Below are 12,779 nucleotides of genomic sequence, written 5' to 3' on the forward strand. Positions count from 1 at the left end.
AGGAATACAAATGACCACACTTAAAACACTCGCTCTAGGGCTGAACAGATTTTTGAGCCGTTTGTTTTCAGACGACCCCGAAACTATAGATTACCTAAACGGTGCAGATTCGTTACCGCCGCCCCTAAACAAAGAGGAAGAGAAAAAAGCCTTTGAGCTTCTTGAAACAGACCCGAAAAAAGCCCGAGAACTGCTTATCGTGCATAATCTCAGGCTTGTGGTATATATAGCAAAGAAGTTTGAGTCAACAGGCACAGGCATAGAGGATCTTATCTCAATAGGCTCTATAGGGCTTATCAAGGCGGTGAACACCTTCTGTCCTGATAAAAACATCAAGCTCGCGACCTATGCTTCACGGTGCATAGAAAACGAGATACTTATGTTTCTTAGAAAATCAAATCAGTATAAAAATGAAATATCCATAGACGAACCGCTGAATGTTGACTGGGACGGCAACGAACTGCTTTTATCCGATATTCTAGGCACCGATGACGACACCGTGAACAAGGGCATAGAAAGCGAAGTTGAGAAACAGCTTCTTCTGGAGGAGATCGAAAAGCTCTGCCCTCGTGAAAAGCAGATAATGAAAATGCGATTCGGGCTCTCAGGCAAAAAAGAAATGACCCAGAAGCAGGTCGCTGATGAAGTCGGTATATCCCAATCCTACATATCAAGACTTGAAAAGCGGATAATAAAATCCATACGGCGAAATTTAGAAAAAATATGCTGATTAAAAGACTGGCGAACACACAAAATGTTCACCAGTTTTTATGTTATATGGGATAATTTTGTTTTCACAGCAGTATAATTCTTCTCAGAAATAGGGATCACCTTGCCATATGTAAGCTCTATTCTGTAACGGCTTATACGGCTTACATATTCAGGATTTACAAGATAATTTTCATGACAGCGCACAAACATATCCCTATATCGTCGTTCAAACACCTTAAGGCTCTGCACTGATTCAAATGAGCCGTCAATGTATATATGACGCAGTGACTGCCACTGCTTTCCACATAAGCTATCCATGACCTATCCAGAAAAACAAGCGCCCTGTCTACGCCATTTACTATCACTCTCTTTGTACGCCTTTCACCTGAACAGACATTTTTCTTGTATATTTCTTCATAATGTACAGGATATATCCTGTCACGTTCATCATATTTAATGGCATTGGAAATGTGACAAAGCTTTATTTTTTCCTCGCCGTTCTCACTCACCCATGAAAACTGTATCCTTTGATCTGCTCTCCCAACACTGCTGTCAGGCCAAATCGTATCCAAAATGAAAAACATTATGACCTCGCAGGATCTTTCAGTAAGACCTATGGAAAACACCTTTAGGTCGCTGAGCACAAACTCAAGCTTGTGTTCTTCTTGCGAAAAAGCATCAACAAGCGCCTCTCTGGTGCGTATCACATGCTTCTCAGCGGGACCTATCCACAGAATGTCTTCATGGCAGGCATTAAGAAAGCTGTCTATCTCGTTACTGTAGTACTTAGTGAGAATATCGGCTGAACGTGTTTCAAGAACTCTATATTCCATGAAATCAAATCCTCCGTTTGCTGAATTAATTTGTACATTTTTTATTGTATCTTTTATTATACGACATTTTTATTATTTTGTCAATAATACTGACACAATTTCATTTTCGCAAAATTTCGACAGATAAACTATGTATAAATTCTTCAGAAGTTTTATTGTATTTTTAAAGCATATGTGATATACTTAGACCATACGATAAATGAAAGGAGAAGATATCTTGGCGATAGATAGATTTTATGCGGTGATACCCGCTTATGAGCCTGATGAAAAAATGCTGGCTGTTATTGACGATATATCTTCATTGACCGATTTTCATATAATAGTCATTAATGACGGCAGCGGCAAGGATAAGCTGCCGATTTTTGCCGAAGCCGCAAAAAAAGCCATAGTTCTCACCCATGAGGTAAACAAAGGCAAGGGGCGTGGCATAAAAACCGCACTTGAATACATAAAAGAACATGAAGCCGACACTGTGGGCATCGTCATTGCAGACGCAGACGGACAGCACAAGGTGGAGGATATAATAAGGGTGTCGGAAGCCCTGAAAAGCTCCCCTGACAAGCTTATTATGGGTTGTCGCAGATTTTCTGGAAAGATACCACTGCGAAGCAAATTCGGCAACAACATCACAAAATTCGTTTTCTCATTTGCCGCAGGAGTAAAGGTAAGCGACACGCAGACGGGCTTGCGTGGCTTTTCCTCAAAGCTCATACCTTTTATGCTGTCGGTAAACGGTGACAGATATGAGTTTGAGATGAATATGCTGCTTGAATGTGCAAGAGAAGGCATAAGATTCTATGAAGTGCCTATCGAAACAGTTTACCTTGGCAAAAACGAGTCATCACATTTTAATCCTATCAAAGACTCATGGAGGATATACAAGGATATACTGAAATTCTCCTGCTCATCACTTCTTAGCTTCTGCGTGGACTATATTTTCTACAGCATTTTCGCAATGATAAGCGGGAGCGTAGCGTTTTCTAACATATGCGCAAGAGTGATAAGCTCCATTTTCAACTTTTCGATGAACAAAAAGTTCGTCTTTAAAAATAAGGAAGGCATTGCAAAGACAGCCGCAAAATACTTTCTGCTTGCCGCATTCATACTAGCTGCAAACACAATAATGCTAGAGCTATGTGTGAAATATCTCATACACAACAAATATATCAGCAAAATACTTATAGAAGTGCTGCTTTTCTTTATAAGCTGGGCGGCGCAAAAAAGTTTCGTTTTCAGAAAGAGGGAAAGAAAAATTGACGAATAAGACAAAAAAGCCAATGCCTGTTTGGGCAATGGTGATAACAGACATTGTGCTTACAGCGGCAGCGATAGGTGTGTTCATGCTTTTTGACTACGTTATGCCGCAAAGCTCAGGAGTAAAGGGAGAAGTGATCGCAACAGTTGACAGCTCCGCAGAGGGAAGCTTCACCCTGCCAAATGCGGCTGACAACCCGCAGAAAGAAGGCACAGCACAGGACGATAGCGAGCCTGCAGTTACCACAACAGCTCCGCAGGCAGAAAAGGCTACAACCACACTGCGTACTGAGCAGACGAACCACAGGAACTGGGGCAATCAGGACACTGCCGACTATCGTTCAGACCAGAATGCTATAAGCAGTATAACAAACGGTGCCATAACCTCTGAGGAGCTTGGCTCAGCTTCAACTGACAATGCTCAGGTGACAGTATACAAAAAATCTATCGGCGAGGGAAGCAACAAGATAACCTATTTTGTGGCTGATGTTTATGTCACAAGCGCAAGCGAGATAAAAGCCGCCTTTGCAGACGGAGAATTCGGTAAGAACATCAAGGACTCAGTATTCAGTATGGCGGTGGAAAACAACGCTCTTTTCGCCATAAACGGTGATTTCTATGGTAATTCAGAACGCAGTATCGTTATAAGAAACGGTATAAAATACCGTGATGATGTCAACGACGCAGACGTGTGCGTGCTGTTCACAGACGGCACAATGCAGACCTACTCCCCGTCTGAATATGACAGCGACGCTGTTATAGCAAAAGGTGCATGGCAGGCTTGGAACTTTGGTCCTGCACTTCTTGACGGAAGTGGCAACGTTCTTGAAACGTTCAACACAACAAAATATCTCAACAGTTCAAATCCACGTTCAGCTATCGGCTGTGTGTCGGCAGGCCACTATATTTTCGTGACAGTTGACGGCAGAAACGAAGGCTACTCAAAGGGCGCAACTCTCAGCGAGCTTGCGGCTATCATGAGCGATGAGGGCTGTATGTCTGCGTTCAATCTTGACGGTGGAAAGTCCGCTATGATGTACTTCAACAACAGCATTGTGAACGCTCCTGACGGCGGTGGACGTGACCTCAGCGACATTATCTATATAGGAGGATAAAAATGAAAAGACTAAGCAAAATTCTCCCACATATCACGATAATACTTGCGGGAATGTTCATTGTATTCTGGATATTGGATATACTCAACCCTACAATGAATTTCATAAACAGAAAAATATCCAACAAGCTTCTGCTGGCATTTTGCATATCAGCCATAATAACAGCGATACTAGCGGTTTACTATCAGCGCAAGAGCGACAGAAAAGAATAGAACTAATGCAGAGTCAAACGGCTCTGCATTTTTTATGGTCAGATTTTCCTGAAAAATATCTGTATAGTTCCTGATCGAAAGGTAATAATTATATTATCACGGCAGCATAAAATGCTGCTTTTTAACAGGAGCGTGCGATGCAGTACAATAAAGTTGAGATAAGCGGAGTGAACACCAATGAGCTTAAAACGCTGAAAGAGTCGGAAAAGCTGGAGCTTTTGAAAAAAGCCCATTCAGGTGACAAGAAAGCCCGTGAGGAACTTATAAACGGCAATCTCAGGCTCGTGCTGAGCGTTTTGCAGAAGTTTGTGAGCCGAAGCGACTCCCCTGACGATCTTTTTCAGGTTGGTGTTGTGGGGCTTATCAAGGCGATAGATAATTTCGATACCTCTCTTGATGTGAAGTTTTCTACCTACGCTGTGCCTATGATAGCAGGTGAGCTTAGAAGATTTCTTCGTGATTTTCAACCCATGAGGGTGAGCCGTTCTCTCCGTGACCTTGCTTATAAAGCAATGCAGGCGAAAGAACAGCTCATATGTGAAAACCAGAAAGAGCCTACTGTTGAGCAGATAGCAGACACTATCACCGAAAAGCCTAGTCAGGTGGTCATTGCCCTTGAAGCCATAACCGACCCGGTCTCACTCTATGAGCCTGTGTATTCTGACAACGGCGACGCTCTTTATGTGTTGGATCAGGTGAGCGACAACTGTGACGATAAAAGCTGGCTGGAAGAGCTTTCATTGAAGCAAGCCATGAGCGAGCTTCAGCCTCGTGAACGTAATATACTCTTCCTGCGCTTTTTCAAAGGACAAACTCAGGTGGAGGTAGCAAAAAATATTGGCATCTCTCAGGCACAGGTATCACGGCTTGAAAAAGGTGCATTGGAACACATCAAGAAAAGTATCTAACTTCTGTCGCAATACGTTAAATCGACATTTATGAATATTTTTGTTATATACAATTACATTAAGGTCACGTTTTTGAAACAATTTGATTAATAATGTGCCATTAAAGTTGCTTGTAGTCAAAAAATTTGATATAATATATATATGAGTTATTATGTTAAATCGTCATAAGGGAGTTGAAGTGTATGCTGACTGATTATTCGGTCCTTATTTCCGAGTCATATGACGGCCAGCATAAACTGTTGACCGAGGAACTGAAACGCAATGGTACAAAGGTCCATATATGCGGTGATACTGAAATAGAGCTTGAGATAGGTGCTGTAAAATATACTCCTGACGTTATCGTTATTGACTGCTGTAAGCTGGGATATAAAAAGCTTCTGCATTTTCGTGAGATACTTCACGAAGATGACATTCATCCAATAATATATAACATCTACACTTATGATGACACAGAAACGATCCGTATTCTTCTCGATTATGATGATATTCTGCACATACTTATGCCATACGACGCTAAGAACGTATGCCACTATATGCTTGACAAGCTAAAAAGGATACCTGTCGATCCTGATATCCTTAGACAGAATATTTCAAAGGAGATACATAGGATCATAACATCAACGGGCATAAACCGAAAGCATTCAGGATATGACCATATCTACTACATGATATTCCTTATTATATTCAAATATAGCGGTAATAAAGTACAAATAGGCGAACTTTATAAGGACATTGAAAAACAATACGGAAAAAGCACTGCAGCTATTGAACGCTCAACAAGAAGTGCTATAGTTTCAGGCTGGGAAAAAATGAAGCCTGTGGATAAGCAAATGCTTTTTGAAAGTTGCCTTGCTAACGGAACAAAGCCTACAAATGCAATGTACATAAACACCATAGCTTTATATGTAAAGCATTTGTATAACGATCAGTTGGAGATGTATTACAAAAACAAAAACGATCATACATAGGACGATCCCCAAAGTGCATACCTATTATAAAGGGTATGCACTTTTTTTGAAAGGGGAAGGTTTCATGATATGTAGTTTTTCAAGCTTACGAAATAAAGAGGTCGTCAATATGCGAACAGGACTGAAAATAGGCTATGTTGATGATATAGAAATGGATACTCAGGGAGCGAATATAGTTTCACTGATTGTCTATGGCAAACCAAGGGCTTTCGGTATCATGGGCAGAGATGAGGATATTATCATAAAATGCTCGGATATCGAGCTTATCGGCGAAGATACCATACTTGTAAAATTCAACGATAGTGCAGTATGCACAAAGAGCAGAACTGTAAAAATCGAAAATTTGTTAAAATAAATTGTCGTAAACTCTTGAAATGAAATAGAAAATATGATATAATATTAAAGCAATTCGCACGGACAGGTTTTTGCCGTTGGTCCTGCCGTAAGACAGGTGAAAGCAAGTAAAGCCGTCCGGAGGATAAAAACATCTGCAAAAGCAGAAATCTAAAACCAAACAGGAGGTTACTACAATGGGAGTAGTATCAATGAAGCAGCTTCTTGAAGCTGGTGTACACTTTGGTCACCAGACAAGAAGATGGAACCCTAAAATGGCTCCATACATTTTCACAGAAAGAAACGGAATTTACATCATCGATCTTCAGAAGACCGTTAAGAAGCTTGAAGAAGCTTATATGTTTATCCGTGACATCTCAGCTAATGGCGAAGAGGTACTTTTCGTAGGTACAAAGAAGCAGGCTGGAGATTCTATCAAGGAAGAGGCACTGAGAGCTAATGCACATTATGTAAATGCAAGATGGCTCGGCGGTATGATGACAAACTACAAGACGATCCAGCAGAGAATCAAGAGACTTGAGCAGCTCCACACAATGGAAGAGGACGGCACATTCGACCTTCTCCCTAAGAAGGAAGTTGTTAAGCTGAAGCTTGAGATAGAAAAGCTTGAAAAGTTCATGGGCGGTATCAAGAACATGAAGAAGCTTCCAGGCGCACTTTTCGTTGTTGACCCAAGAAAGGAAAAGATCGCTGTAGCAGAGGCTAAGAAGCTTGGCATACCTGTAGTAGCTATCGTTGACACAAACTGCGATCCTGACGATGTTGATTATGTTATCCCAGGTAACGATGACGCTATCAGAGCAGTTAAGCTTATCGCTGGTTGCATGGCTAACGCTATAATCGAAGGCAGACAGGGTGAGGACGCTGAGTCCGCTGAAGAGGCAGATAAGGTGGAAGAAGCTGACGAGGCTGCTGAATAAGAGCTGAAATTTCAGGCAGGCATTTATAGTATATTTGTCTGCCTATTTCGATATAAAACACTAGGAGGAATAATAATGGGTAAGGTATCCGTAGCAGAGATCAAAGAACTTATGACAGCAACAGGCGTTGGCATGATGGACTGCAAGAAGGCTCTTGTAGAAGCTGACGGCGATATGGAAAAGGCAGTAACACTTCTCCGTGAAAAGGGACTTGCTACACAGGCTAAGAAGAGCGGCAGAGTTGCAGCAGAGGGTATCTGCACAGCTGTAGTTAAGGGCAACGTAGGCTGCGTTCTTGAAGTAAACATCGAAACAGACTTTGCTGCTAACAATGATGAGTTCAAGGCTTTCGTTGCAGCAGTTGCTGATACAGTAATCGAGACAAACCCTGCTGACGTTGACGCACTTAAGGCAACAAAGATCAGCGGTGGTGACAAGACAGTTGAAGAGACACTTCAGGATCTGTTCATCAAGATCAGAGAGAACATGGTAATCAGAAGATTCAAGAGAATGGAAGGCATTCTTGTTCCTTACGTTCACGGTGCAGGCAGCATTGGCGTTATGGTAAAGCTTGATTCTGACATTGCAGCTGACAATGCTGAGCTCCTTGCTGCTGGTAAGGACTGTGCACTTCAGGTTGCAGCTATGAATCCTGCATATCTGAACAGAGAGGCTGTTCCTGCTGACGCTCTTGACAAGGAGAGAGAGATCATGCTGGCTCAGATGGCTGAGGATCCTAAGATGGCTAACAAGCCTGAGCAGGTTAAGCACAAGATCATCGACGGTAAGATCGGCAAATACTATTCTGAGAACTGCCTCCTTGAGCAGGCATTCGTTAAGGATGATAAGGTATCTGTTGGCAAGTACGTTGAGTCTGTAGCTAAGAAGCTTGGTGGCAAAATCGACGTTGTTGAGTACGTTCGTTTCGAGAGAGGCGAAGGCGTAGAGAAGAAGGAAGAGAACTTCGCTGACGAAGTTGCAGCAATGACAAAGTAATCTTTCTGACATAAATGAAAGTCCCTCGGTGGTGAGCCGAGGGACTTTTTTTATGGGCTTTTGATTGTAACTTGTCAAGTTTTATTATACTGCATCACATTATTGCCTCTCTTATTATAACTTCAAATAATACGTTTGCCATATTTGCATCAAACAGCGAATATCTGGACGACGCAGCTAATGCATATATTGAACAGATAAAAGATCAGGATACGCTGACCAAGACAAAAAGCATTCTGAGTTATGCTTCCAAAATGGACGGCACAACCGAGAACTGCGTTACAGCAGCACTCAACGTATACAACTTATGTGAAGCAGCAGGAATAAGATGCCACGTTAGAACAAGTGCTAACAGCGATAGCTTTTATGCTCAGAACCACGTTAACGACGTAATAGACGTTGACGGAACATCATATATCGCATATGTAAGCTTTTCCTGAAAATATAAGTTTATCATTATCAAGTAAAATATCAATTATAGTTTCTTCTGCAGCTCCTTCACAGATGCAGGCTATATATACTTCTTCTGTCATGGCTTTGTCTCCACCTTATTTATGATACTTTTTTTGAGTTGGATATATGCTTCATATGAAGGAGCAGTATTGCCTATGAGTCCACTTTTAAACGATTGTACTTTATTTTCATCATTTCTCTGCATTCGTTCATTTAATGGAGTTATTGTGATTTTATCCTTGTTTTCCACAATATAAATGCAGTCATTTCTTTTTATGTGTTCAAGGAGTTCTGAGTAATGTGTGGAGAAAATAAGGGTTGCTCCATGCGGGTTTACTCTTTTGTCCGTGAAAAATCTTATCAACGTTGATACGATCTCATGATTGAAGTGGTTCTCTAGGTCATCGATTATAAGATATCCACCAGTTTCAAAAAGAGATATGGCTCTTCCAAAGACATTTATTCCTTTTATTGTTCCTGAAGATAAATAGGTATTGAGCTCTGCAAGATCATATAGAATTTTCTCTTTTTCTCCTCGAAACTTAAGATATATAACCGTTTTTCCGTTGATTTCACTAGTATTAATATATTCTATCTTGGAATCAAAATAAGATAGAACGCTTAGAGGATATTCTTTTAAGAGTTTGAACCTGTTTATATTTGTGATTTCAAACATATCAGTAAATACGATCGTTGTTTTTTCTGCTTTTTTGTATCCCACGATAATGCTCATATCGTCTACCAGGTATTGTTCATCATCTTTCCTTTTCATTATCGTTGTTGCCGAAGAAAAGTCAAAGATGCTTGTTTTGTTGTCAGATGCGAGCAACTTCCTGGATTTAATATATTCCTCTATTATTGTATAGCGTTCATCTGCATATTTAATAACAGTGTGTAGCAGATTTACAGTATTGCAATTTACAAATACAATGTTAAAAACAATCTCATTCTGCTCGTTGCCTTCCCCAAGTATTCCGCAGTATTTTATATTATTTATTTGCTCGTTGTTTAAAACAGAAAAAACAAAAGAAATAAGCCTTAAAATTGTGGTCTTTCCGGAAGCATTGATTCCAAAAAAACTTTCTATATTATTTGTATACAGCCTGTTGGCGTTTGAGGAAGAAAGCTTAAACATTCCTTCGGTATCATTCGAGGTTGTTCTTTGTGTGTTTATAAAGTTGATTTCACATTTTCCATTGTATAGTGGTAGACCTTCCGCAGATATTTTTAAAACTTTAATCACCGATTATCAGCTCCTTTCAATATTATTATAATACAATCGTTTAAAAAAGTCAAGCGTAAAAACAAATATTTTGTTTTTACATTCGTGTAACTTTAACATTTATTATCTATAGTATGCCCATTATACAGAAAAATCAATCTCATTGCAAAAAAACAAAGCAGGCATTCTTTGGGGATAATCAGAATGTCTGCTCGTTTCGACAACATTTGTCAAAGTGCAATATTAACAATGGAAATAATATAAGAATATCACATTTCGCATAAAATGTCTATACTTTGTTTGTGATAAATCAAAATGTTTGTTTAAGAAAAGACTTAACGAGAAAAGAACAGAAATATGGAAAGTTATATACATCGCTATCATGCCCTATATTTCCATTGTTTAATTTTATACCAAAACTTATATCTTCATACCTATCAGAGGCTATAAGTGTTTTCATTGATTTCATTTTCCATTTTGAGATTTTACTGATATAAAAATCGGTGAAAATATAAGAAAAATAGAGGTAAAGTTTGACTGTGACATCCTCCCCCACCAGAAGAGGTGGGGGCTTCCTCTTGCAAAAGCAAGCAGTAGGTTCTCGTTCGATAGTACTAATGTACTAAGCATAAGCGAGCTAACCCCGTGTGTCCCACGGTTTTTGATCAATCATTATGCGAAAACGATTTGCATGCCTTCGTTTCTGATATTGATTGCAGCGTTCACATCTCGATCGTGATGTGTGCCACATTCTGGACAATCCCATACTCTAACCGCAAGATTTTTTGTTTCGGGATTTTTGTAACCACAGCACGAGCAAATCTGACTGCTTGCAAAGAATTTGTCTATCTTAACAAGCATTTTGCCTTGTTCTTCAAGTTTGTATTGTAAGAACGTTGTGAACATTCCCCAACCGTTGTCCGAAACAGATTTGCCGAAATGCAGAGCCTGTGACATTGCTTTCATATCCAGATTTTCTATGCATACGCAATCATAAGCATTGGCTATCTGCCTTGATTGTTTGTGCAAAAAATCCTTACGCTGATTGGCTACTTTTTCATGTAGTCTTGCAACTCTGACACGTTGTTTACCTCGATTCTTAGAGCCTTTTTGCATAAGTGACAACTTGCGTTGTTCATCTTTTAGTTTCTTCTCCGCCTGTCTGTAGTATCTTGGATATGATGGTTCATTTCCATTGCTATCCTTGTACAACTCGTGCATGGAAAAATCTAAACCCAAGAAATTATGAGGCTCTTTTTCTTGTACTTGACTTTCGTACTCAAAAAGAACGCTTGCATAATACTTTCCGCTTGGAGTTTGGCTAACTGTAACAGATTTCAGCTTGTAATCAGATGGAATTTGCCTATGCTGTTTCAGCTTAACAAAGCCGATTTTCGGAAGTTTCAGATAACCATTCTCCATCAAAATATTTCCGTTTATGCAATTTGTTGTATAACTCTTGCGGTTAGATTTCTTGGATTTGAATTTCGGAAAACCAATTTTAGGACTTCTAAAAAAATTGTTGTACGCTGTCTGCAAATTCATTTGAGCATTTGCTAGTGAAAGGCTGTCTACTTCTTTCAGCCATTCAAATTCTTTTTTGTATTGAGCGGGTGTATTATTCAACTTTTTTCTGGTTTTTTCATAATACTTAATTTTATCCGCCAACATGCGATTGTATACAAATCGAACGCAGCCAAAAGTCTTAGCAAACAAGACCCGCTGTTCTGTGTTTGGATATATTCTGAATTTGTATGCCTTGTTCGCCATGATTTCACTTCCTTTTTCGGTTTTTTTGTCCTTGGCTTTCGATATATTTCTTTATCACTTCAATCGATGCTCCACCTGTTGTTAGCAAACAAAAGCTCTGACTCCAGAAATATTCTTTCCAAAGTTTTTGGCGTATTTGCGGAAATTCTTTTTTCAGAAGTCTACTGCTTGCACTTTTATATGCGTTTATGAATTTGCTGATTTCCGAGTTGGGATGTGCTTTGAATAATATATGTACATGGTCCTTATCATGGTTTCATTCCTGCAAAGTAATATTGTATTTTGGTGATATATACTCAAATATCTCTTTTGATCGTTTTGATATCTCATCATAAAAAACCTGTCTACGATATTTTACTACAAGCACTAAATAATAGTGCAACAAAAATATTAAATGTGCGTTGTTGTCTAATTCCATAGTTTTTCAGCCTTTCTCTTTCATTCGACTGATTTCAGTATAGCATTTTTCTCAAGTTTGGTCAAGTATCGTAGAGAGGCAATTCATCCACCACCTAAGAGGTGGGGGACTTCTTGCTATATATGGTTAAATATAAGATGCTCTCTTTTTTGTTGACCTTTTTCTTTTGTTGAGGTCAGCAACAGAGGAAAAATTGTAGGTTTGTCAATCATATTGGACACTATTATTAAGAAATTCGATAGGCGAAAACCATTTGAGGGGACGCATAGGACGATTGTTTGTTCGACTTAAACGTGCAGCTAGCTGCACGTTTAAGTCGTCGCAGGAATAAAACCTATGGCACGAATAGAATTTGTTGTGATCTTCTCGGTGACTGCGCTCTACTTTGCCATTGTGCCTGGGCGTATATGGACGAATGAGTTTGTGTTCAATGCCAAGTTGTGAGAGCGTATTCTCAAACAGCGTTTTCTTGTCTCTTTTGCTTGGCGAAAAGCGGTTAGTAAATTCAAATCCATTGTCGGTCTGAATACATTTCGCCGTTATTCCTCTGCGTTTGTACCATTTCACCAGCCTTTTTACAAAGTCTGCTGAAGAATAGGTGCTTTGCTCCTCATATCCGTATAAAAATCTTATCCTGGTATACTC

Annotated in this window: 16 protein-coding genes and 1 pseudogene; 10 read left to right on the forward strand and 7 right to left on the reverse strand. The window is 39.7% G+C overall.

Annotated elements, in window-relative coordinates; all coding sequences use genetic code 11:
* The first annotated feature begins 10 nt into the window (after nucleotides 1-10).
* On the forward strand, nucleotides 11-730 hold the full coding sequence (gene sigE / locus DW793_RS00750) for an RNA polymerase sporulation sigma factor SigE (protein ID WP_051706493.1): 720 nt from the start codon (nucleotides 11-13) through the stop codon (nucleotides 728-730).
* 38 nt (nucleotides 731-768) lie between these two features.
* On the opposite strand, the gene DW793_RS15765 is transcribed toward sigE, so the two are convergent.
* Together DW793_RS15765 and DW793_RS14500 are read right to left on the reverse strand one after the other, a co-directional pair.
* Nucleotides 769-921: a LytTR family transcriptional regulator DNA-binding domain-containing protein gene (locus DW793_RS15765; RefSeq protein ID WP_390624591.1), complete on the reverse strand. Its 153-nt coding sequence runs from the start codon at nucleotides 919-921 to the stop codon at nucleotides 769-771.
* Entirely contained in the window at nucleotides 888-1,544 is a 657-nt protein-coding gene (locus DW793_RS14500) for a hypothetical protein (protein ID WP_181983423.1), read from the reverse strand. Before DW793_RS14500 ends, DW793_RS15765 begins: the two co-directional genes overlap by 34 nt.
* A gap of 217 nt (nucleotides 1,545-1,761) precedes the next feature.
* On the opposite strand from DW793_RS14500, the gene DW793_RS00760 reads away from it, so the two are divergent.
* The 9 genes from DW793_RS00760 to DW793_RS00800 all read left to right on the forward strand — a co-directional run bounded on the left by DW793_RS00760 (nucleotide 1,762) and on the right by DW793_RS00800 (nucleotide 8,711).
* Nucleotides 1,762-2,808: a GtrA family protein gene (locus DW793_RS00760; protein WP_242989167.1), complete on the forward strand. Its 1,047-nt coding sequence runs from the start codon at nucleotides 1,762-1,764 to the stop codon at nucleotides 2,806-2,808.
* Complete coding sequence (locus tag DW793_RS00765; protein ID WP_252969590.1) at nucleotides 2,798-3,913, forward strand: phosphodiester glycosidase family protein; 1,116 nt, start codon at nucleotides 2,798-2,800, stop codon at nucleotides 3,911-3,913. The genes DW793_RS00760 and DW793_RS00765 overlap by 11 nt, the downstream gene beginning before the upstream one ends.
* Before the next feature lie 2 nt (nucleotides 3,914-3,915).
* A complete protein-coding gene (locus DW793_RS00770; protein ID WP_038671587.1) occupies nucleotides 3,916-4,125 on the forward strand; it encodes a hypothetical protein in 210 nt (69 codons plus the stop codon).
* Nucleotides 4,126-4,262: 137 nt separating this feature from the next.
* The gene (sigG, locus tag DW793_RS00775) at nucleotides 4,263-5,033 is read left to right on the forward strand and encodes an RNA polymerase sporulation sigma factor SigG (protein ID WP_117863719.1); all 771 of its coding nucleotides are present in this window, start codon (nucleotides 4,263-4,265) and stop codon (nucleotides 5,031-5,033) included.
* Nucleotides 5,034-5,215: 182 nt separating this feature from the next.
* Nucleotides 5,216-6,001 carry a sporulation initiation factor Spo0A C-terminal domain-containing protein gene (locus DW793_RS00780; protein ID WP_118156783.1) on the forward strand — a complete coding sequence of 262 codons (786 nt, stop codon included), beginning with the start codon at nucleotides 5,216-5,218 and terminating at the stop codon, nucleotides 5,999-6,001.
* Between the two features lie 64 nt (nucleotides 6,002-6,065).
* Nucleotides 6,066-6,356: a YlmC/YmxH family sporulation protein gene (locus DW793_RS00785; RefSeq protein ID WP_038671581.1), complete on the forward strand. Its 291-nt coding sequence runs from the start codon at nucleotides 6,066-6,068 to the stop codon at nucleotides 6,354-6,356.
* Between the two features lie 175 nt (nucleotides 6,357-6,531).
* Nucleotides 6,532-7,275 (forward strand): 30S ribosomal protein S2, encoded by a 744-nt coding sequence (gene rpsB, locus DW793_RS00790; protein WP_038671579.1) that lies wholly within the window; start codon nucleotides 6,532-6,534, stop codon nucleotides 7,273-7,275.
* 75 nt (nucleotides 7,276-7,350) lie between these two features.
* A complete protein-coding gene (tsf, locus tag DW793_RS00795) occupies nucleotides 7,351-8,271 on the forward strand; it encodes a translation elongation factor Ts (RefSeq protein WP_022287299.1) in 921 nt (306 codons plus the stop codon).
* Nucleotides 8,272-8,342: 71 nt separating this feature from the next.
* Nucleotides 8,343-8,711, forward strand: a complete 369-nt coding sequence (locus DW793_RS00800) for a hypothetical protein (RefSeq protein WP_118156784.1) — start codon at nucleotides 8,343-8,345, stop codon at nucleotides 8,709-8,711.
* On the opposite strand, the gene DW793_RS15605 is transcribed toward DW793_RS00800, so the two are convergent.
* From DW793_RS15605 to DW793_RS00825, 5 genes and pseudogenes are all read right to left on the reverse strand, one after another.
* Entirely contained in the window at nucleotides 8,682-8,804 is a 123-nt protein-coding gene (locus DW793_RS15605) for a hypothetical protein (RefSeq protein WP_260647247.1), read from the reverse strand. The genes DW793_RS00800 and DW793_RS15605 overlap by 30 nt on opposite strands.
* Nucleotides 8,801-9,967 carry an AAA family ATPase gene (locus DW793_RS00805; protein WP_118156785.1) on the reverse strand — a complete coding sequence of 389 codons (1,167 nt, stop codon included), beginning with the start codon at nucleotides 9,965-9,967 and terminating at the stop codon, nucleotides 8,801-8,803. Before DW793_RS00805 ends, DW793_RS15605 begins: the two co-directional genes overlap by 4 nt.
* A gap of 651 nt (nucleotides 9,968-10,618) precedes the next feature.
* Nucleotides 10,619-11,716, reverse strand: a complete 1,098-nt coding sequence (gene tnpB, locus DW793_RS00815) for an IS200/IS605 family element RNA-guided endonuclease TnpB (protein WP_118156787.1) — start codon at nucleotides 11,714-11,716, stop codon at nucleotides 10,619-10,621.
* Nucleotides 11,717-11,720: 4 nt separating this feature from the next.
* Nucleotides 11,721-12,134 (reverse strand): annotated as a pseudogene (gene tnpA, locus DW793_RS00820) (IS200/IS605 family transposase).
* Between the two features lie 204 nt (nucleotides 12,135-12,338).
* Nucleotides 12,339-12,779, reverse strand: a 441-nt coding sequence (locus DW793_RS00825) for an integrase core domain-containing protein (RefSeq protein WP_147342137.1), incomplete at its 5' end; no start/stop codon positions are given.

Source organism: Ruminococcus sp. AM31-15AC (assembly GCF_003462045.1).
GTDB lineage: Bacteria > Bacillota > Clostridia > Oscillospirales > Ruminococcaceae > Hominimerdicola > Hominimerdicola aceti.

Coding starts and splice junctions, on each gene's coding strand:
- tsf (WP_022287299.1), top strand. CDS start 7,351: ATGGGTAAGGTATCCGTAGCAGAGATCAAAGAACTTATGACAGCAACA.
- DW793_RS15765 (WP_390624591.1), bottom strand. CDS start 921: ATGTTTGTGCGCTGTCATGAAAATTATCTTGTAAATCCTGAATATGTA.
- tnpB (WP_118156787.1), bottom strand. CDS start 11,716: ATGGCGAACAAGGCATACAAATTCAGAATATATCCAAACACAGAACAG.
- DW793_RS14500 (WP_181983423.1), bottom strand. CDS start 1,544: ATGGAATATAGAGTTCTTGAAACACGTTCAGCCGATATTCTCACTAAG.
- DW793_RS00770 (WP_038671587.1), top strand. CDS start 3,916: ATGAAAAGACTAAGCAAAATTCTCCCACATATCACGATAATACTTGCG.
- DW793_RS00780 (WP_118156783.1), top strand. CDS start 5,216: ATGCTGACTGATTATTCGGTCCTTATTTCCGAGTCATATGACGGCCAG.
- sigG (WP_117863719.1), top strand. CDS start 4,263: ATGCAGTACAATAAAGTTGAGATAAGCGGAGTGAACACCAATGAGCTT.
- sigE (WP_051706493.1), top strand. CDS start 11: ATGACCACACTTAAAACACTCGCTCTAGGGCTGAACAGATTTTTGAGC.
- DW793_RS00785 (WP_038671581.1), top strand. CDS start 6,066: ATGATATGTAGTTTTTCAAGCTTACGAAATAAAGAGGTCGTCAATATG.
- rpsB (WP_038671579.1), top strand. CDS start 6,532: ATGGGAGTAGTATCAATGAAGCAGCTTCTTGAAGCTGGTGTACACTTT.
- DW793_RS15605 (WP_260647247.1), bottom strand. CDS start 8,804: ATGACAGAAGAAGTATATATAGCCTGCATCTGTGAAGGAGCTGCAGAA.